We start from the raw sequence: 19,115 nt of genomic DNA, 5'->3' as shown, positions 1-19,115 counted from the left end.
GAATGCGTCGGTACATCCAACATGGATGTGACTGACACTTCGCTTTCGCGAGCAAGCCCGCTCCCACAGGGTTCGCGATGGTTTTGAGACTTGTGTTTTGTCAGCTGCTTTCCATTGACGAGACCCTTGCTATGGAACACCAACCTCTGACTCATCCGGTCGCCGCCGCTGCATCGCGCACCAATCGGGGTGTTTCGCCGACGACGCGCGCCTGGTTTTTCCTCTCGCCGTCGATGCTGTTTCTGGGCGTGCTGATTGCCGCCAGCCTGCTGGTCTTGCGCATGAGCGTGGGCACCAAAGGCGCGGAATGGACCGGGTTCAGCCTGGCCAGTTATGCCCAATTGCTGGAACCGTATTACCTCAAATCCTTGCTGCTGACCCTGCGCCTGGCGCTGATCAGCGCCGTGATCGCGGTCATCCTGGCGATCCCGGTGGCCTACACCATGTCGCGCCTGACCTCACCGTTTGTGCGACGGATTTTCCTTGCCGCCGTGTTGCTGCCCCTGCTGGTCAACCTGTTGCTGCAAAGCTACGGCTGGCTGGTGATTCTCGGTCCTGGCGGCATGCTCAATCAGGCGCTGATGGGCCTGGGCCTGATCAAGCGGCCGATCATGCTGCTCTACAACCAGAACGGCGTCTTGATGGGCCTGGTGCAAACCGCATTCCCATTGGCCGTGCTGCCGATTGCCAGCGCCATGCGCGGCGTCGCCCGTACCTATGAAGAAGCCGCTGCGACCCTGGGCGCCAGTCGCTTCCAGGTGTTTCGCCAAGTGGTGTTGCCGATGAGCATGCCGGGGATCATCACCGGTGCGACGTTGGTATTTGCCTACAACGCCAGCAGCTTCGTGGTGCCTTTGCTGCTCGGTGGCCGTCGCGTGCCGATGCTGGCGGTGATGGTGCACGACCAGATCGCCCCGCTGATGAACTGGCCCGCCGCATCCGCTGCCGGTGTGGTGTTGATTGTCACCACACTCGCGATCATGACCTTGTCCGAATTCATCACTGGCCGTCGTCGGCGCATGCTGGAGGCTTCCCAATGAGCACCCTGACCAAGAAACGTTATGGGCTGCTGCCCGGCGAGACCGGCAAGTTTGCCGGCATCCTTTCGGGCTTCATCCTGCTGCTGGCGGTGTTGCCGATCCTGACCATGATCGTGATGTCGTTCAGCGGTGCGTCGAACCTCGACTTTCCGCCGAGCAGCTACAGCCTGCAATGGTACAAAGCCGCCTGGCACACGTTCGTGTCGCCCGATTCCAGCGATGTGCTGAGCCTGGGCAAAGCCATGACCACCAGCCTGATGGTGGCGTGCCTGACCATGGTTTTCGCGACGATTGTGGCGGTGCCGGCGGCGTACGCGCTGACCCGTTGCGAGTTCCGCGGCAAAGCCGTGGCGCTGCAATTGATGTCGCTGCCACTGGTATTTCCGATGGTGGTGTTGGGGCTGGCGCTGCTGTTGGTGTTTGACAGCCTGCCCTTCCAGATCACCACCTCGCGGCTGGTGATCGCCCATGTGATTCTGGCCTTGCCGTTCGTGGTGAAGAACTGCACCGCCGCCATGCTTTCCATCGGCAGCGAAGTCGAGGAGGCCGCGCAAATGCTCGGCGCTTCACCGCTGCGCGCGATCGTCGATGTGGTGGTGCCGTTGATGAAGTCGGGGATCCTGGCGGGCATGCTGCTGGCGTTCATCGTCTCGTTCAACGAATTCACCGTGACCTATTTTCTCTACACCATCGACGTCATGACCGTGCCGATCTGGATGTACAGCCGCACCGTGTCTTCGCTCGACCCAACCGTATTTTCGTTTGCCGTGCTGATCGTGCTGATCGACTTCGTCCTCATCTGGGCGTTGGAGAAGCTGGTTGGTGAAGGTGGCGTTTCGTTCTGATTTCTTGAGGTGCTTCACATGACTGGTCTGATTCTGGAAAACGTCGAGAAATATTACGGCTCGGCCTGCGCGGTAAAGGATGTGAACCTGCATTTGCCGGAAGGCAAACTGGTGTGTTTCCTCGGCCCGTCGGGCTGCGGCAAAACCACTTTGCTGCGCATGATCGCCGGGCTTGAAACCCTGAGCGGCGGTGAGATTCGCCTGGACGGTGAAGACATCGGCCACACGCCGGCGCATCAGCGCAATTTCGGCATGGTGTTTCAATCCCTGGCGCTGTTTCCGCACATGACGGTGGGCGAGAACATCGCCTATCCGCTGAAACTGCGTGGCGTCAGCAAGGCTGATCAGCAGGCGCGAGTGGTGGAGTTGCTGGAGCTGATTCAACTGAGCGAGATGATTGATCGCCCGGTGGCGAAGCTGTCTGGCGGTCAACGCCAGCGCGTGGCGATTGCCCGGGCGATTGCCAACCACCCGAAAATCCTTCTGCTGGACGAACCGCTGTCGGCGTTGGACGCCAAGCTGCGCGAGTCGATGCAGGTGGAAATCCGTCAACTGCAACAGCGCCTGAACATCACCACGATCATGGTGACCCACGATCAACGTGAAGCCATGACCATGGCCGATATCGTCGTGGTACTGGGCGAGCATCGGGTGCAGCAAGTCGGTTCGCCGATTGAAATCTACCGGCACCCGGCCAACGAGTTTGTCGCTGACTTTATCGGCTCCGGCAACATCTTCCCGGCCACCGCGCTGGGCAACGGCAAAGTCGGCTTGCCTGGTGGCGATGCGCTGGAAGTGCCGATCTGCAGCAGCATTGTGGTCGGTGAGAAAGTGAAGATGCTGATCCGCCCTGAAGACCTGCAACTGTCGCACCCGCAGGCAACGGCGGGTAACCGGTTGCTGGGCAAGGTGACGTTCGTGCGCGACATCGGCGCGACGATTGAAACGACCGTGGAGTGTTCCGGGGTGTCGTTTACGGCGTTGAGCACGCCGTGCCAAGGGTTTGGGCTGAGCATTGGCAACCCGGTGTCGGTGACCTTGCCGGCCGAGGCTTGCCGCGTGCTTGGGGCCTGACTGTAGAGTTTGGCTGGATTTACTGGCCCCATCGCGGGCAAGCCCGCTCCCACATTGGATCTATGTACACCAAACCCTGTGGGAGCGGGCTTGCTCGCGATAGCGCCGGCAAAATCACCGCAAGAATCCGATCAGACTGATAGCCGCAACCGCGCCAAATCCCGCAACGGCGGCGCGCCGAACAACCGGCTGTACTCGCGGCTGAATTGCGAAGGGCTTTCATACCCCACCCGATATCCCGCCGCTGATGCCTCCAACCCCTCCGCCAGCATCAACCGCCGCGCTTCCTGCAACCGCAGCTGCTTCTGATATTGCAGCGGGCTCATCGCCGTCATCGCCTTGAACCGGTGATGCAACGTCGACACGCTCAGATTCACTTCCTTGGCCAGATCATCAATGCGCAAGGGTTGCTCATAGTTGCCGTTGAGCCACTTGATCGCCTGGCTGATGCGATGGCTCTGACTATTGGCAATGGCAATCTCATAGAGCCGGTGGCCCTGCTGACTGCGCAACAGCCGATACAGAATCTCCCTTCGAATCAGCGGCGCGAGCATGGCGATGTCTTTCGGGGTATCGAGCAAACGGGTCAGGCGCAGCACGGCGTCGAGCATCGCGGAGTCGATCTGTTCGACATACAAGCCGCGCCCCGTTGGCCGGGTGGGGACGCCGAGAGGGCCGGCGTCGGCAATCAGCGCGGTAATCTCTGCCGGGTCGATGTCCAGCCGCACGGCGAGGATCGGCTCTTCAGAGGTGACATTCACCACTCGTCCGCTCAAGGGCATCGAGACGGACACCACCAGATAGTTCAGCGGATCGTAATTGAAGTATTCGTCAGCCAGCCGGACCTCTTTGCGGCCCTGCGCCATGATGCACAACGCCGGTTGCGCCAGCACCGGGGCAAAGTCATGGGACTTGCTGTGTTTGGACATGAACAGAGAGCCGATGGCAGTCGCATAATTGCCATCCTCCATCGTGTTGCGACGGATGATCGCGGCCAGTTCTGCTCGCTGTTTCTCCATGTCCGCATCCAGCGGGGCTTGAAAGTGATCGAGCGACGACATGCAAGGCATCCTCTGCTGAGCATTGGTAATGGGCTGAGCTTAAGTTTGTGCAAGGACCGGCGGTAGACACATCCTGCCTCAACCTTGCCTGATTCTGCACGGAGTTAATAAACGGCGCCTGTATGGCTACGTAACGTCGGGGAAACTTGCTTGAATGCCGTGCTCAGGTGATATGAACGCATTTACAGGTAGATACAGGTTGTTTGAGACGCCGCGCAGAATTGTGCAAGACGGCGGCAGGAATCGACTAACTGCGCTTCAACCCGCGCGTTTAACCTTGGATCCTGTCGCAGCCCGTCCCACGGCTGCAACCGGACTACCTGGGAGGGTTGAACATGTCTACGCAGATCCCCGTCAGTCATATGGCTTTTGTCCGTGCCCGCGCCGGGCGTTCGGCGGAACTCGGTGCGCGCTTGAGCGCCCTGATCGAGCCGTCACGCAGCGCGCCGGGCTGCCTGAGCTTTGCCCTGCAGCATTCGCAATGTGATCCGGAGTTGTGGCTGGTGTCCGGTTTCTGGACGAATCAGCAGGCCATGACCGCGTACTTCGGCACCCCGGCCATGGAGGTTTTTGCCCGGTTGGTGCAGGACCTGGTCGTCAACAGCCTGGATTTTCACACTTTCAAGGACGTGTCGGCCGCCCAGGCGCAGGGCCAGTCCGAGTCATGGGTACACAAAATGGCGGGTTGAGGGTTTAATGGTGCAACTCTCAATTAACCAGGATCCGCGACATGGCACGCAAAGCCTTTGATCATTTTGAAGCTGTATCCGCTGTAGTACCGGGCGAGGGTGGTTACCACGCCGCGATCGCCGTCAAAGCCATTGGTGGCTCGGGTACGCCGCGCTTTCACAAAGTGCTTGAGGGGCAAATCTTCAAAACGGCAAACGAGGCCGACCTCGCTGCCGCCAAAGAGCTGACCCGCCTCAAAGACGTCAAAGAAGACGCCGACTTGCTCTGGTAAGTTATTTCTTCGCCCCCGGGCGATACATCTTGAACAACGCCTCTGGCCCCAGCTGGAAATAATCCGCTGGCCCGCCGCCGCGCAGAATCGGTTCTGCCGCGGCGGTGTCGTACACCCCATCCTTCAACAGCCATTTGGCGATATGCACGGCGACCACTTCGCCGAGAATCAGCCAGCTTGGCACCACGTTTCCGTCCGCTCGCTGCAACTGAATGATCTGCGTGACCTTGCACTCGAAGGACACCGGGCTTTCGGCGACGCGCGGCACCTGGATGATTTTCGAAGCAACCGGCGTCAGCCCCGACAACTCGAACTCGTTGACCTCGGGCGGGACCATGGCGCAGCTCTGGTTCATCTGCTCGGCCAGTGGCCGGGTCGCCAGGTTCCAGGCAAATTCGCCGGTCTGTTCGATGTTGTTCAGGCTGTCCTTACGGCCAATGCTGGAAAATCCGATGATCGGTGGAACGTAGTTAAAGGCGTTGAAGAAGCTGTAGGGCGCCAGGTTCAGGTGGCCGTTGGCGTCCTGGGAGGAAATCCAGCCGATGGGCCGTGGGCCGACGATGGCGTTGAATGGATCGTGCGGGAGGCCGTGGCCGTTGGCGGGTTCGTAGAAGTGGATGTCGTCTGCCATGGCACAAATTCCTGGGTTCTCGATAGGCGGTCATGGTGCAAGGACGAGCGGATAATTTCCAGCGACGTGATCAAAATGTGGGAGCGAGTCTGCTCGCAATCTCCACTCATTGGCGTGCATGACAGATTTTTCATAAAGCACTTACCTATTTTTCACCGGGCCGTCGTCAGTCTGCGCCCCGACTATTACCTGTGAAAAACGGTCGATTTGACCAATGGAGTTCTACCCTCGATGAATAAACTTCCGCAAATCACCTTGGCGTTCTGGGTAATGAAAATCTGCGCGACGACCCTGGGAGAAACCGCTGGGGATTTACTGTCGATGACCTTGAACGTCGGTTACGCCGTCAGTTCGCTGATTTTGATCAGCGTGTTTGTCATGACCCTGGTTGCACAGCTGCTGTCGAAAACCTACAAGCCAATGCTGTACTGGATCGTGATCCTGTCGACCAGCACGGCGGGCACCACCATGTCGGACTTCATGGACCGCACGCTTGAACTCGGCTACGCCACGGGGTCAATGATCCTGATCGCGATTCTGCTGGGGATATTTGCCGCCTGGCGCATGAGCGGTGATTCGCTGAACGTCACCAAGGTCCAGACCTTTCGCGGTGAGATGTTCTACTGGATGGCGATTCTGTTTTCCAACACCTTGGGCACGGCGCTGGGCGATTACCTGGCGGACGACTCAGGCCTGGGCTTTGCCGGTGGCGCGCTGTTGATCGGCTCGACCATTGCGGTGGTGGTGCTGCTCAAATACTTCACGAAGATTTCGTCGGTGGTGTTGTTCTGGGTAGCGTTCGTACTGACGCGACCGTTCGGCGCAACGCTGGGTGATTTCCTGACCAAGCCTCATGCGAAGGGTGGTCTGGATTTCGGCACCATCGGCTCGTCGCTGGTGTTGGCGGGGATTCTGGTGGTGATGATTGCCGGGGCTTCTTACGCACAGAACAAGTACGCGAAGCCTGCAGTTGCCGAGTTGACCTGATACCGAGGCGCGGCCATCGCGAGCAGGCTCACTCCCACAGTTGACCGCATTCTCATGAAAGAACCCGGTCAGTGTAGGAGTGAGCCTGCTCGCGATGGGGCCAGTAAGGCCACCATCAATTTAACGGTCAGTCAGTCTCGATCCGCGAATGCTTGCGGGTGTCTTTCATGGTCACGTACACCAGCAACGACACCGCGATGCACGCCGTGACATACCAGTAGTAACCGGTTTCCATGCCGATGCTCTTGAACCACAGCGCGATGTATTCAGCGGTGCCGCCGAAGATCGACACGGTCAGCGCATACGGCAAACCCACGCCGAGTGCGCGGATCTCGGTCGGGAACAGTTCGGCTTTGACCACGGCGTTGATCGAGGTGTAGCCACTGACAATGATCAGCGCCGCCATGATCAGGAAGAACGCACCCCACCAGGATTGAACGGTGTGCAGGGTGGTCAGGATCGGTACGGTGAACAGCGTCCCCAGAATGCCGAAGGCAATCAGGATCGGACGTCGACCGACTTTATCCGACAACGCGCCAACGATCGGTTGCAGGCACATGAACAGGAACAGCGTCGCTGCCGAAATGGTGGTGGAGTCGGAAATGCTCATGCCGACGGTGTTCACCAGGTACTTCTGCATGTAGGTGGTGTAGGTGTAGAACGCCAGGGTGCCGCCCATGGTCAGGCCGACCACGGTCATCAGTTCCTTGGGATGGCGCATCAAGGTGCGCATGGCGCTTTCCTTGGACTTTTCCTTCTTGGTGAACGACTCGGTTTCTTCCATGCCACGACGCAAGTACAGCGCGACCACGGCACACAGCGCGCCGATGGCGAACGGGATGCGCCAGCCCCAGGCGTACAACTCTTCAGTAGTCAGCACCTGTTGCAAGACGATCAGCACCGCCAACGCGATGAGCTGGCCGGAGATCAGGGTCACGTACTGGAAGCTGGAGTAGAAACCGCGACGTTCCTTGGTCGCCATCTCGCTGAGGTAAGTCGCCGAAGTGCCGTATTCGCCGCCGACCGACAAACCTTGCAGCAAACGCGCGAACACCAGCAGGATCGGCGCGCCGATGCCGATGGTTTCATAACCCGGGCTCAGGGCGATCAGCAATGAACCGAAGCACATCAGATAAACCGAAGCCATGAGCGCGGCTTTACGACCGGCCTTGTCAGCGTAGAGGCCCATCAGCCAGCCGCCGATCGGGCGCATCAGGAAGCCGACGGCGAAGATCGCTGCAGTGTTCAACAGTTGTGCGGTGGTGTCGCCTTTGGGGAAAAAGGCCTTGGCGAAATACAGGGAGAAGGCGGCGTAGACGTACCAGTCGTACCACTCGACCATGTTGCCGACAGAGCCGCTGAAGATCGACTTGATACGGCTGGCAGTGGTTCTTGCTTTGGCGGGCGCGGCAGCCGACCCAAGGGGCAGGGCGTTGGAGTTATCCATTGAAGGATCCTTCATTTAATTGTTTTTGTGGAGCGCGTTGAAACGCAGCCTGCTCGGGCTATAGCAGGAGCTGTGCCAAAGAGAGGAGGGCCGGGCTAGAGGGGTTTTGAAGTTTGAATGAGCGGAAATCCGCTTATTGATGATGGCGCGTGAGCGGAAAACTGCTTATCTGGCTTGTGGGTTGCGTTGCCTGCGCTGGCCTCTTCGCGGGCAAGCCCGCTCCCACAGTGGTCGGTGTCGTAAACATAATCTGTGTTCAACTCGGTCCCTGTGGGAGCGGGCTTGCCCGCGAAGAGGCCCGTTCAGGCACTACAAGAACATCTCGCGGGTCAGGCCATGCCGCTGCATCTTTTCATTGAAGGTCCGGCGCGGCAGTTGCAGTTCTTCAAGCACTGCTTTCACATCACCCTTGTGCCGGGTCAACGCCGCGCGCAGGCAGTGCGCTTCGAACGCTTCCGCCTGCGCCGCCAGTGACTGCCCGGGATCGATGCCCATCGGTTCCGGCTCACCCAGCCCCAGCACCTGGCGCTCGGCAACGTTCGCCAGTTCGCGCACATTGCCCGGCCAGTCATGACTCAACAGATGGCTCAGCTGCGGCCCGCTCAACGGTGGAAAAGTCCGTCCCAGACGCTCGGCGGCATTCTGCGCAAAGTTTTCGAACAGCAACGGAATGTCTTCGCGACGCTCGCGCAACGGCGGCAGCCGCAATTCGGCGACATTCAGTCGATAGGCCAGATCTTCACGAAAACGCCCGGCCCGCGCCTCATCCAGCAGATCAGGTTTGGTGGCCGCGATGATCCGCAAGTCCACACGAATGCTCTGGTTCGAGCCCAGTCGCTCAAGCTTCTGCTCTTGCAGCACCCGCAGCAGTTTCACCTGCTGGGCCAGCGGCATGCTTTCGATTTCATCGAGAAACAGCGTGCCGCCATCGGCGTATTCAAGCTTGCCGATGCGTTTGCCCGCAGCGCCGGTGAACGCGCCGCTTTCATGGCCAAACAATTCAGCCTCGAACAACTGCTCGGGAATCGCCGCGCAATTGAGCGCCACAAACGGCTTGTCCGCCCGTGGCCCGAAGTCGTGCAGGCAGCGGGCGACCAGCTCTTTGCCGCTGCCGGTTTCACCACGGATCAACACGTTGACCGGCAGCGCCGCCAGATCCAGCACCTGCCGGCGCAACGTCTGCAAACCGCGGGACACGCCCAGCAGCGTTGCGTCGAGCTTGGCGCGGTTGTCTGCCAGCTCATGCAAGGCGCGGTTTTCCAGCACCAGCCGGCGCTTGTCCAGCGCTCTGCGCAAACTGCTGAGCAAGGTTTCCGGGCTGAAGGGTTTCTCGAGGAAGTCATAGGCGCCATCGCGCATCGCTTCGACCGCCATCGGCACATCGCCGTGACCGGTCAGCAGAATCACCGGCAAGTCGGCATCGCGACGCTGAACTTCGGCCAGCAACTCAAGGCCTGTCATGCCGGGCATGCGCACGTCGCTGAGGATCACGCCGGGGAAGTGGCCGGGTAAATTCGCCAGGCACTCATCCGCGCGGCTGAACAACTGCACCTCGAAGCCCGACAGGCTCAGCCATTGTTCGACGGCGCTGCGAATACTGCTCTCGTCGTCGACCACCATCACTGAGTTCAGCATGGGCTGTGAACCTCCAGGTCGATGGGCAAGGTCAGGGTGAACACCGCGCCGTTTGCATGATTGTCGGCGCTCAGGCGTCCGCCCGATTCGTGAACGATGGCAAACGATACCGCCAAGCCAAGGCCCAGGCCATCGCCCACCGGTTTGGTGGTGAAGAACGGATCGAACACATTCGCCAGGTGTTCTTCGGCGATACCGCCACCGTTGTCGCTGACGCTCAGGCGCCAGAGTTGTTCGTCGGCCTCGATGCGGATTTCCAGGCGCTTGCAGGGTTTGTCCCGCATGGCGTCCAGGGCATTGCGCAGCAGGTTGATCAGCACCTGCTCCAGCCGAATCGCATCACCGCGCACCCACGCCGGGCGTGTCAGGTGCAGCACGGTACTGACCTGCTCGTCACGCAAACGGGCGTCGAGCAATTGCAGCGATTGGTCCACCACCGCCGCCAGATCGAGCCGCTCGCGCAGGCCGCTGGGGCTTTTGCGGGCGAAGGTTTTCAGGTGGCCGGTGAGGGCGGCCATGCGCGTCAGCATGTCATCCACCGGTTTCAGAGCCTTGTAGGCATCGTCGACCCGACCGTGATCGAGCAGCAGCCTCAGCGTCGCAAGCTGCATGCGCTGGGCGGTCAGCGGCTGATTGATTTCGTGGGCGAGGGCGGCCGACATCTGGCCGAGGGCCGCGAGTTTGGCCGATTGCACCAGACCGTCCTGCGCGGTGCGCAGGTCACGGGTGCGTTCTTCTACCAACTGTTCGAGTTCTTCGCGGCTGCGCTGGCGCATTTTTGCCAAGCGCCAGCGCTGGTTGAGGAACAGCAACAAAAACACCAGCGCCAGCCACAACCCGGCGGCGGCGAGCGCGGCGTTGCGGCTGTCTTCGAACGCGACTTGCGGGCGACGCAACAGGTGCAAAGTCCAGCCTTCAGTGGCCAGCGGCAACGATTCCCAGAGGTAATCCGCCGTACCGTCAGGCCCGACGACGCGCGACAGATTGCTGTTGTCGTCAAAGTGCTGCAGCGCTTGATGGTCCAGCGGTGTCAGCGGTTGTTTGTCGTATTGTCGGGTGACCTTCAGCTCGGTGTGATCGCTGTCGCTCAGCGGTTTCAACAGGCGATAGCGCCAGCCCGGCTGATTGGCAATGAAAATGATGCCGCGTGCATCGCTGACCAGCAGCGTGTCGCTGCCCTGACGCCACTCGCGTTCCAGTTCCGGAAACTCGAGCTTCACCACCATCGCGCCGAGGAACTCGCCGCTGTCGCTGGTCACCGCGCTGGACAGGAAATACCCCGGAATCCCACTGGTCACGCCAACCGCATAAAAACGCCCGGTGCCCTGGGTGCGGGTCTGGCTGAAGTAAGGGCGAAAACCATAGTTGTGGCCGACGTAACTGCTGGGCAAACGCCAATTGCTGGCGGCCACGGCGAGACCGTTACGGTCGAGCAATTCCAGGGTCGAGGATTGCGCAGCGCCGTTGATTTTTTCCAGTTTGAGGTTCAATGCGGCCTGTTGCTCAGCCGATACCGGGCCATTGAGGGCGCCGCGCAACTCCGGGTCCAGCGCCAGCACGGCGGGCAGGGCGCGGTAACGGTCGATCAGTGTGTGCAGAGAATTGGCGTACAAGGCCAATTGCTGGTTGGCGCGGGCCGCGTCCTCGACCAGCGCCTGGCGTTCGGCGTGACGCACGGCAAAACCGGCTGCCAGTACAGCTCCGGCGACGATCAGCAAGGTGTACAGCGTCAGGCGTAACGTGCGCGAGCGAGCATGCATGGTGTCTGAAACAATCAGCCATAGGGGCGCGCACCATACCATGGCGTCGCCCCGATCATTCAGGGGACGTCGAATCACAGACCGTCAGGCGAGTCTTTTTTCGACGCGGTATTGAAGGCTTTTGCGGCCTGCTTTCTGTCTTGCCTGATCCCGTTGGTGTGACCTTGAAGTCATGCTCGAGCATGACTTATTGAGCGATGAGTCGGCGGACGTTTCGATGGTGCTCGCCTCTCACACATGTGCAGGATGGCGTTTGGCAGTGCGTGCCTGTTTCCTCAAGAATTGGTTATCTGTGGTGCTCTGCGACTTGTACTGCTCCATGCCGATTTTGCTTCGACGGATCAAGTCCTGCGTCCTTTCATGTTGTCTCGTCAATGTGCTTAGTTGAATCGGTTCAAGCATGTGTTGAGGTGTCGTGCTGTTAATGTTTGGAAGCATTTCCGCCGGGTTGAAGGTGTCGACGCCAAGTGACTTGAAGGCTGCCAAGGCGTAGGTAAACCGTTCATTTTCGACTGACTCCCACTCATCCAGCATGCTCTGGATTTTTTTGATCTTGACCGGATCCAATCCATTTTTGACGTCCTCGGCTTCCTGAACCCTTGATCCCATTGCCAGGAAGGCGCCTACCCCGGGAACCACCGAGCCGACAAAGTTGTTGAAGAACACGTTGATGCCAGTGCCTAGCCAGTCAGACAGGGCAGACGATGTGTCCAGCCCCAATTCCTGGTCAATTGCCTTGATGGACATGGTGGATGTCTGTGGTATCAGAGGACCATTGAATCCTGAAACCGGCGCAACGGATGAAGTCTTGCCCGCCGCTTCGCCTCCGAAATTACCGACGGTAAGCCCCGTGGAATAAGGTACGACTTCCTGGGCGTTGAGGCTGCCAACCGCTTGGTGCTGAGGCAGCAGCTCCGCCAGGTTCTCGCCGGCGAAATAACCACCGGCAAATCCGATACCCGCCTTCATTGATTCGGACAACAGGTTCCTCGCCAACGAGGTTGCAACGTTGGATTTATGAAGGATGTTAGCGACTTGCCCGAACGTGTGATCGGCATGACCTTCGAGGGTTGAAATGAAACTTGAATAGTTAAGGATGACATTTTCAGCTTTCTCCTCACCGTTTCCGTCCACATAACGCAACGGGTTATTCCCCACAAACGCATAGAGGTTCAGCCCGTCCACAGCCCCGGCCGGATCTGGACTCACCCAACACCACAGCCACGGCGCGTAGTAACGACTGCCGTAGTAGTAGAGCCCGCATTCATCCATTTCCTTGCCCGAATAACGGCAGGTCTTGTAGCTGACCTCCAGCAAGAAAACCGCCGTCAGCCAAGCCGTACCGCCGAACGGGTAATAACCTTCGTAGCTGATCAATCTGGCGTTTTGATCTAGCTCCATGGCACTGGAGCCCAAGTGATCGTCGACGCTGTAGCGCAGTTGATTCTGCTCGATGCCGTCGGGTTTTTCGATGACCCAATGCAGGCAACGCACGCTGCCTCGTCCACCCGGCAAGGTGATAACGTGCAGTTTCTCGCCGTTGTCGCGGGTGCGGATTTCCAACCCCGGCAAAAAGATCACCTGATGAAAATGGGTGAGGGTCGAGGCTTGCCACTCATGACGTTTGAACACCCGTGCGCCTTGGCTATAGTGAGAGACTTCTTCATCGTTGGGGCCGTTGTCGCGTTCAACCAGCGTCGCGCACGCAAGTTGGTCGTAGCTGTTCCACTGCAGGGGCCTTCCCGGGGCCGAGGCCAGGAGATTGCCGTGGGGGTCGAACAAGGTGTCGAAATCAGGGACAGGATCACCTTCTTTCCAGCGCACACCACGGTTACTGTTCGGGTCAATGAACATATGGTGGGTGTAGCCGCCCACCTCGCGTTCATGGGTCATCCTGATCAGGTTGCCGCCATTGTCATAGACGTAAATCTGTTTGTAATTGAGGTGGTTTTTCGGGTCGCTTGGCAAGGGACGACCAGGCAAGTCAGAGCTTGGGGCGGCATCATGACCGGTAGCGCTGGTCATCTGGTACAGCGAGTTGTATTCGAACTCGCGGTGGCCATCAATGAGCTGGTTTTTGAAGAACACCGGTTTAAACGTGAGATCGTCGATGCGCAACACGTTGCCGACCCCATCGTACTGATACTTGAAATGCTGGAGCGGGTCTTGCCCGGGGACCCCGGCAACCAAGGCAGTGAGGCGACCATTAGCATCGTCGTAAGCCCAGGTGCTGAGCATCTTGTTGCCGGCAAGCTGTTCGATGATCTGGCCGGCGGCGTTGTACCGGGCGTCCTCAAGAACCGGCGTCCATTGCGCCGTGGGATCGAGCCGCAGTTGAACCTGTTGCAGCTGCCCGGCGCTGTCGTAGCGCATTCGTTGCTGATGGCCGCCGGCGTCGGTGTGGGTCAGCACTGCTCCGCGTGGGCTGTAGGTTCGGCTGCTGGTGAACTTGCCAGCCTCGGTGATCGTTCGAGTGTCGAGCAGCGGTTGACCGTGCAGGCTGACACTCTTGATCTCGAATTCGCCTGAGGGGTCGACTTGCTTGATCAATTGGCCACGCAAGTTATGGGCAGGATCAGCCAGCGCAGTGGCGTAGGTAAAGGTCTCGACGTCCGGTTGATCGTCCTGTTCAAGCGTGAGCACGCGCAACTGGTTGTCGTAAGTGGTGCGCCAATGGCTACCCCGTCCGTCCCAGCGTTGGCGGATTTCACCGGCCGGCCCCACCAGGATTGTCCGCACACCGGCATCGACGCTGGCGACCTTGACCGATTGTCCGGTCAGGCCGTAAACCGTGGCCAGGTTGGGTTTGAGGGCAGCGGCCAGTCGCGGGTCCCGTTGCTCCACCGGCCGCCCGATAACGTCATGGCGTAGCCGGGTAATGAGGGGCAACACGCCTGCCTCAGAGCGCAGGTACGCAATCTGCCGCACTGGCAGGCCACGGGCGTCATGAGATGTTACCGACGGTGTATTACAGTGGGCTGTGCTCATGATTGCTTGTCCGCCGTGAATCCTTTTGTGTCCGGCGCGACGCAGGTGTCATTGAAATCCAGCTTGATTCTGAACCAGGGATGGATTTTTTCCAGCGCGATATCCCCTTTGGCGTTGATGATCTTGATAAGGCGGCCCAGCGCGTCATAGAAACTTTTATCGTGATGGCCGAACACCTTGAAGCAATCGTCATTGATGTAGCCGTAAGCGTTGGCGAAATAGGCGCGATAGGTTCGTACGGGTAGTCCCTTGTTGTTGTATTCCACGCGTTCGCTGATGCGCCAGCGCCGTTCGGCGTGCGCAACTTTTGGCTCGCCGTCTTCGATCACCAGTTTGCCGTTTTCCACGACATAGGCATCGCCAGGCCCGACCAATTGTTGTGTTTGCAGGATACGGCCGAAGCCATCGAAGATTTTCAGGATGATGTAGATCTGGTGCGGTTCTTCTATATCGTAGTAGTAACGATCAGCGCTAAGGGCAACGCTGTGCATCGGAATGCGCGGCACACTGGCGAGTAGATCCAACAAGGCCTGCTCTGCGTCCGTCCTGAGCTTGAGCCGGGCCAGACGCAGACGGGCGCTGGCGCGTATGTGCTGACTGGGCAACACGTAGCCTTGGGTGATCCAATCGTTCATCCACACGGAGTCGGAGAGCAGCCCCATCCAGCTGAACTGGTCCTTGCGAAAGGTGCTGGCCGCGTCTTGCAGTGCTTCCTCGGATTGTTCGATAGCCGTGGTGGGGCTGGTATCTTGCGGACGCTTGTAATTGTCGATGGGCAGGAAGCCGGCGAGAACACCGTTTTCTATTCCGTGATAAGTGACGGTGTGCACACCTGACGGTCCGTTAAGGGCCTCTTCAATGTTCTCGTTGGCATCGAAAATGCGCTTGGGTTGCAGGGAGCGGTAGTCGGGCTCGATGCGGGTGGTGCAGCCATCGGGTTGCTTGACGCTGAGGGTCGCCAGACAGTAATCGTCGTAGGTTGCTTCGGTGACACCATGGCTCAGGGTTTCGTTGTATTTGATGACCTTGTAGAAGCGATCGAGGTCTGCGTACTCGGCAATGTTGTAGAGGGCGGACCACAGATTCCTCTGTTGATCCTCTTCGTCGTCGGCCTCTTTGTCCGTGCTCAGATGCAGCTTCATGCACAGATAACCAATCTTCTCCAGTTCTGCCCGGATATCGATTGGAGGCGTTACGTTGCCATAGACCTCCAGGGCCTCCTTGTGCAACTGAGCAAGTTCCAGACCAGCGGCCAACGCTTCTAAATCGGCATCGCGGCCCGTAATCACTGTGCGGTCGTCCGTTTTGAGGTAGCGTTGCACCGATTGCGAGGTCAGCTCCCGCACTGCTGCCCATTCGGTTGATTTGAACAGGACGAGAAACCGTTCATATGAAATCTCGGTGGGATCAAGGCCACCCGCGGCTGGCTTTTTGGGCAATACCAGAGCATTACCGCGTTGCAGATAGGGCAGGCCGAGCCGCCAGCCTTGCAGCGCGATCAGGTGAATGAATTCGTAGCGGGTTTCGCTCAGGTAGTAGCACTGCTGAACGAGATCATGGGCGTCCAACCACCATTTATGTTCATCGGAATCAATAAACGGTGACTTGTCAGCCTCCGTCAGGCGCCGGGCATAACTGACTGTAATGCTGTGAGTCGTCAGCCCGAACTCGTCCCGATTCAAGTTGATGACATGGCGGCACAGCGGGTCGTCGATGTAGCGTTCATAGTTGTCCGTGATGGCTTCCAGCAACGACACCAGCAACACCTCCTCGAGATAGTGTTCGCCACGCTCACGCACTTCGCGAACGATGTAGCGTGACTGTTCTACCCGGAAGGGAAGTGTATGGAGTGAGTCACCTGCCGCGTACGTTTCAGTTCTCAGCACATTGCCTGCGAGTGCACGGGCGATGGCGTGCTCAGTCATCTTATCGGCCGGGTTGATCAGCTCTTCGCATTTGTCGCTCAGGTGGTATCGACAAAACAGCGTGTCACCCAACTTTTGCGCCCCGGCATCCAGGTCGAAGTAACCTTCGGCAGGTATGTCGATTTGCTCACCGGTATGAATCCAAGTGCGGACCAACACCGCATCGGTGAAGAATTCGTCGTCGCCCGAGCCCGTCTCGCTGTCGATCTGGTCCAGCCGGCCGAACCCGCGGAACTCTCGGTCCTCACTGTCGTAATACGCCTTGAAGTACTGGAAAAACTGGTTCAGATGATTGCCGGTAATTTCGTCGTGCTGGCTTTGATGCTTCACGACCTGAATGGGAAAGGGCAGGTAGCACGCGGGGTTGGTCACGGGTTTTTCGTCCAGCCATTCCTGTGCGGAACTGCGATACACCACCTTCGTGTCGCATCCCATGTTGTTATTGCTGGCGATCATCAAGTACGGCTTGGCGCTGACAAAATCGTAGCGCCAATGCTGCGGTGTCATGTGTGTGATGGTCAGGATCAGGCTGGCGCAGCCCAGTCCTTGCAGGTCGGCGAAGGTGACTTGGCACAGGTTGTCGTAACGCAGGCCCTCGGGCCAAGGGACAATAATCGGATCTTTCGCAAACTGGTTGCCGCCCTGGTTGAGGTAAATATGGAAGTCATTCGAATTCAGATAGATCAGCGCCGGGGCGCCAGAGCCGTCCAGGTCGGCGATGCGCACCCGGGCCGCGTCGAAAGTCGCGTACTCGAAGGTCGGGCCGCTGATGACAAAACCTTTACCGAATTTTCCATGACCCAGGTTCGGCCAGCATTTGATTTCGTCGTGGCGAATGCGGCACAACCCCGTCGTGTCGCTGCCATTCAGGTTGCCCAGGAACACCAATTCGCTGAGTGAGTTGCTGATTAATGGCAGAGGGTCATCAGCCGGCTCATGAGCGACATCTTCACCTTTGCCAAAGCCGTTGCGCTGGTTGGCGTACAGGCGCACGGAGTGGGGGCCGATCAGGGCCAGAGAGCTGAGGCCATCACCCGCTAAATCGCCCATCTGTGAAAGGACGTTGAAAAACTCCAGGGGGAACGCACTGAAAGAAATGAACCCTGACCAGTTCCGATCGGGGTTCAGCGTATAGAATCCGCACATGCCGGGCTGGGCAATGACCCAGTCCAGACGACCGGTGCCGGTCAGGTCCATCAGGGCTTGATGCGCTTGCTTGTTCCGGTCTGCCACCGGGATTTCGCTCAGCGCTTTCCACGGGCCATAGGTGATGCGATCACCACCGGTCTTGTCACGCCACGGTTCCCGGTAGTACCAGCACTGGTCATGGCGGCACAGGAAACCCGGCAGTCCCTCGCTGAACAAGTCGACGCATTGATAGAACTGCCCGTCTTCGATGCTCGGCATGGTGTCGAACGGGAAGAAGGGTTGCGGCTGGGTATTGAGTTCGAAAGCCGAATAGTCGAACTCCACCGGGGGCATATTCTCCACGACGCCGCTGGCGTCAAACTCCTGATAATGCGCCGCTGTGATTTGGCTATAGGACCAGGGCTCGGAGTTGTACGAGTACTCCAGCAACAGTCGGCGGACCAGCACAGGTTCGTTACCCAGTTCCGGAAACTTGTGAAACATCAGCACTTGTCGGCACAGGCGCCGAGTGCTCACTTCAAAGCCTTGGCTGTAAGTTGAAAATCGGTCGTTACGGATTAACCAAGGCTTGAGCGTTGCGCCGTCATAGACAGGTTTTTCAGTAAGGTCCAGCGTGCGTTCGCCGTAATCGAATAACAGATGGAAGTGCCATTCAGGCGTCGGCGTTTGCGATGTACCCCAGCCGTACAAGTATTCGTACGCCGCGAAGTTGCCATAGAGCACACGGTGCAAATACCGCTGGGCCCGGTAGTCATGCGGATCAGGAATCTCGGTCGGATTCTCTTGTTTGTACTCGCAGCAGATGTGCTCACCGTGGGCGTTCATGCTTTCTTGCAACAGCCAGGCGACCACTCGGTTCGGATCTTGCGGGTCAGCCTTGCGAGCGGTCTCAACCTTGCCAAAGAGGTGCAGGCTGCCATCGGCCCCGTGCACCAGCCAGAAGCCTTCGGGGGTGAGGTCGGAGCGCCAGAATTCGATCAGATCGAACGTGGTTTCTATCCGAGGGAAGTACCGTACAACCTTGTGCGGACCGATGGACAGTCCTCGGTATTCGGACTCGTCTCTGGATACGATCTTGCCTTCACCGTCGAGCTCGACCATCAGTTCCTCGCCTTTGGGGCTGAGGAACACATCTTTGTCGGTATAGCGCGGCACGCCTTTATCGGTCTGGCGGGTAATGGCGCTGAGGTTTAAATGCCAACCGATGCCGAACGCTCCGTTACCCGACTGGCTGCTGTAGCTCAATGTGAGCTGAGAATCAAAGCCACGGCCGGGCGAACTTGGCAGATGCAACGCAAATGAAGCAGCTCCCGTCCACCCCACCTTTCCCATGCTGCTACCAATGGAGGCGATCGATGGGCTCTTTGCAATGGAGGGTTCAATGATACTCAGGGATGCTCGGTCTTCCATGGGGCTGATCCTGTTTTCGGTTTGGCGCTCGCCCGGCAAACGGTTTCGCTGGATGGATCAGACGCTAACAAGATGGGCATCCTGAGTAACCTGTCAGATCTGACAGGTCGGGAAGGTTTTTTAGATCAAATGTAATTAAGCGGAAGGCTTTTAATACCATTGGCACTCATCGCTCGCGAAAAAAAGGCCGGGTCGTCATTGA

The 19,115-nt window shown here is 58.6% G+C and carries 13 protein-coding genes; 6 read left to right on the top strand and 7 right to left on the bottom strand.

From position 1 onward, the window contains the following. The first annotated feature begins 131 nt into the window (after positions 1-131). From K5K95_RS02235 to K5K95_RS02225, 3 genes are read left to right on the top strand one after another with little or no spacing between them, the layout of a single operon-like run. Positions 132-1,040 carry an ABC transporter permease gene (locus K5K95_RS02235; RefSeq protein ID WP_090187571.1) on the top strand — a complete coding sequence of 303 codons (909 nt, stop codon included), beginning with the start codon at positions 132-134 and terminating at the stop codon, positions 1,038-1,040. Beyond that, positions 1,037-1,885, top strand: coding sequence for an ABC transporter permease (locus K5K95_RS02230; protein WP_090187568.1), 849 nt, complete (start codon positions 1,037-1,039; stop codon positions 1,883-1,885). Before K5K95_RS02235 ends, K5K95_RS02230 begins: the two co-directional genes overlap by 4 nt. A gap of 18 nt (positions 1,886-1,903) precedes the next feature. Then, positions 1,904-2,959, top strand: a complete 1,056-nt coding sequence (locus K5K95_RS02225; protein ID WP_222588213.1) for an ABC transporter ATP-binding protein — start codon at positions 1,904-1,906, stop codon at positions 2,957-2,959. A gap of 131 nt (positions 2,960-3,090) precedes the next feature. Here K5K95_RS02225 and K5K95_RS02220 read toward each other — a convergent pair whose 3' ends face one another. Then, positions 3,091-4,020: an AraC family transcriptional regulator gene (locus K5K95_RS02220; RefSeq protein WP_222588212.1), complete on the bottom strand. Its 930-nt coding sequence runs from the start codon at positions 4,018-4,020 to the stop codon at positions 3,091-3,093. 335 nt (positions 4,021-4,355) lie between these two features. On the opposite strand from K5K95_RS02220, the gene K5K95_RS02215 reads away from it, so the two are divergent. Together K5K95_RS02215 and K5K95_RS02210 are read left to right on the top strand one after the other, a co-directional pair. Beyond that, entirely contained in the window at positions 4,356-4,709 is a 354-nt protein-coding gene (locus K5K95_RS02215) for a putative quinol monooxygenase (protein WP_222588211.1), read from the top strand. A gap of 41 nt (positions 4,710-4,750) precedes the next feature. After that, positions 4,751-4,981, top strand: coding sequence for a hypothetical protein (locus K5K95_RS02210; protein WP_222588210.1), 231 nt, complete (start codon positions 4,751-4,753; stop codon positions 4,979-4,981). A 1-nt stretch (position 4,982) separates the two neighbouring features. On the opposite strand, the gene K5K95_RS02205 is transcribed toward K5K95_RS02210, so the two are convergent. Then, a complete protein-coding gene (locus K5K95_RS02205; RefSeq protein WP_222588209.1) occupies positions 4,983-5,612 on the bottom strand; it encodes a flavin reductase family protein in 630 nt (209 codons plus the stop codon). 231 nt (positions 5,613-5,843) lie between these two features. On the opposite strand from K5K95_RS02205, the gene K5K95_RS02200 reads away from it, so the two are divergent. Further along, a complete protein-coding gene (locus K5K95_RS02200) occupies positions 5,844-6,599 on the top strand; it encodes a hypothetical protein (protein WP_222588208.1) in 756 nt (251 codons plus the stop codon). Between the two features lie 127 nt (positions 6,600-6,726). Here K5K95_RS02200 and K5K95_RS02195 read toward each other — a convergent pair whose 3' ends face one another. The 5 genes from K5K95_RS02195 to K5K95_RS02175 form a co-directional block, all read right to left on the bottom strand. Next, positions 6,727-8,046 (bottom strand): MFS transporter, encoded by a 1,320-nt coding sequence (locus tag K5K95_RS02195; protein ID WP_222588207.1) that lies wholly within the window; start codon positions 8,044-8,046, stop codon positions 6,727-6,729. 309 nt (positions 8,047-8,355) lie between these two features. After that, on the bottom strand, positions 8,356-9,681 hold the full coding sequence (locus tag K5K95_RS02190) for a sigma-54-dependent transcriptional regulator (protein ID WP_222588206.1): 1,326 nt from the start codon (positions 9,679-9,681) through the stop codon (positions 8,356-8,358). Next, entirely contained in the window at positions 9,675-11,483 is a 1,809-nt protein-coding gene (locus K5K95_RS02185) for an ATP-binding protein (RefSeq protein ID WP_409999713.1), read from the bottom strand. Before K5K95_RS02185 ends, K5K95_RS02190 begins: the two co-directional genes overlap by 7 nt. Before the next feature lie 189 nt (positions 11,484-11,672). Continuing rightward, positions 11,673-14,429, bottom strand: a complete 2,757-nt coding sequence (locus K5K95_RS02180; RefSeq protein ID WP_261398126.1) for an RHS repeat domain-containing protein — start codon at positions 14,427-14,429, stop codon at positions 11,673-11,675. After that, positions 14,426-18,913 carry a SpvB/TcaC N-terminal domain-containing protein gene (locus K5K95_RS02175; RefSeq protein WP_222588204.1) on the bottom strand — a complete coding sequence of 1,496 codons (4,488 nt, stop codon included), beginning with the start codon at positions 18,911-18,913 and terminating at the stop codon, positions 14,426-14,428. Before K5K95_RS02175 ends, K5K95_RS02180 begins: the two co-directional genes overlap by 4 nt. Positions 18,914-19,115 lie beyond the last annotated feature (202 nt).

The organism is Pseudomonas sp. DR48 (genome assembly GCF_019823085.1).
In the GTDB taxonomy this organism is placed as follows: domain Bacteria; phylum Pseudomonadota; class Gammaproteobacteria; order Pseudomonadales; family Pseudomonadaceae; genus Aquipseudomonas.
This window is presented reverse-complemented; position numbering and strand designations above follow the sequence as displayed.

Coding starts and splice junctions, on each gene's coding strand:
- K5K95_RS02235 (WP_090187571.1), top strand. CDS start 132: ATGGAACACCAACCTCTGACTCATCCGGTCGCCGCCGCTGCATCGCGC.
- K5K95_RS02230 (WP_090187568.1), top strand. CDS start 1,037: ATGAGCACCCTGACCAAGAAACGTTATGGGCTGCTGCCCGGCGAGACC.
- K5K95_RS02225 (WP_222588213.1), top strand. CDS start 1,904: ATGACTGGTCTGATTCTGGAAAACGTCGAGAAATATTACGGCTCGGCC.
- K5K95_RS02220 (WP_222588212.1), bottom strand. CDS start 4,020: ATGTCGTCGCTCGATCACTTTCAAGCCCCGCTGGATGCGGACATGGAG.
- K5K95_RS02215 (WP_222588211.1), top strand. CDS start 4,356: ATGTCTACGCAGATCCCCGTCAGTCATATGGCTTTTGTCCGTGCCCGC.
- K5K95_RS02210 (WP_222588210.1), top strand. CDS start 4,751: ATGGCACGCAAAGCCTTTGATCATTTTGAAGCTGTATCCGCTGTAGTA.
- K5K95_RS02205 (WP_222588209.1), bottom strand. CDS start 5,612: ATGGCAGACGACATCCACTTCTACGAACCCGCCAACGGCCACGGCCTC.
- K5K95_RS02200 (WP_222588208.1), top strand. CDS start 5,844: ATGAATAAACTTCCGCAAATCACCTTGGCGTTCTGGGTAATGAAAATC.
- K5K95_RS02195 (WP_222588207.1), bottom strand. CDS start 8,046: ATGGATAACTCCAACGCCCTGCCCCTTGGGTCGGCTGCCGCGCCCGCC.
- K5K95_RS02190 (WP_222588206.1), bottom strand. CDS start 9,681: ATGCTGAACTCAGTGATGGTGGTCGACGACGAGAGCAGTATTCGCAGC.
- K5K95_RS02185 (WP_409999713.1), bottom strand. CDS start 11,483: ATGGTATGGTGCGCGCCCCTATGGCTGATTGTTTCAGACACCATGCAT.
- K5K95_RS02180 (WP_261398126.1), bottom strand. CDS start 14,429: ATGAGCACAGCCCACTGTAATACACCGTCGGTAACATCTCATGACGCC.
- K5K95_RS02175 (WP_222588204.1), bottom strand. CDS start 18,913: ATGGAAGACCGAGCATCCCTGAGTATCATTGAACCCTCCATTGCAAAG.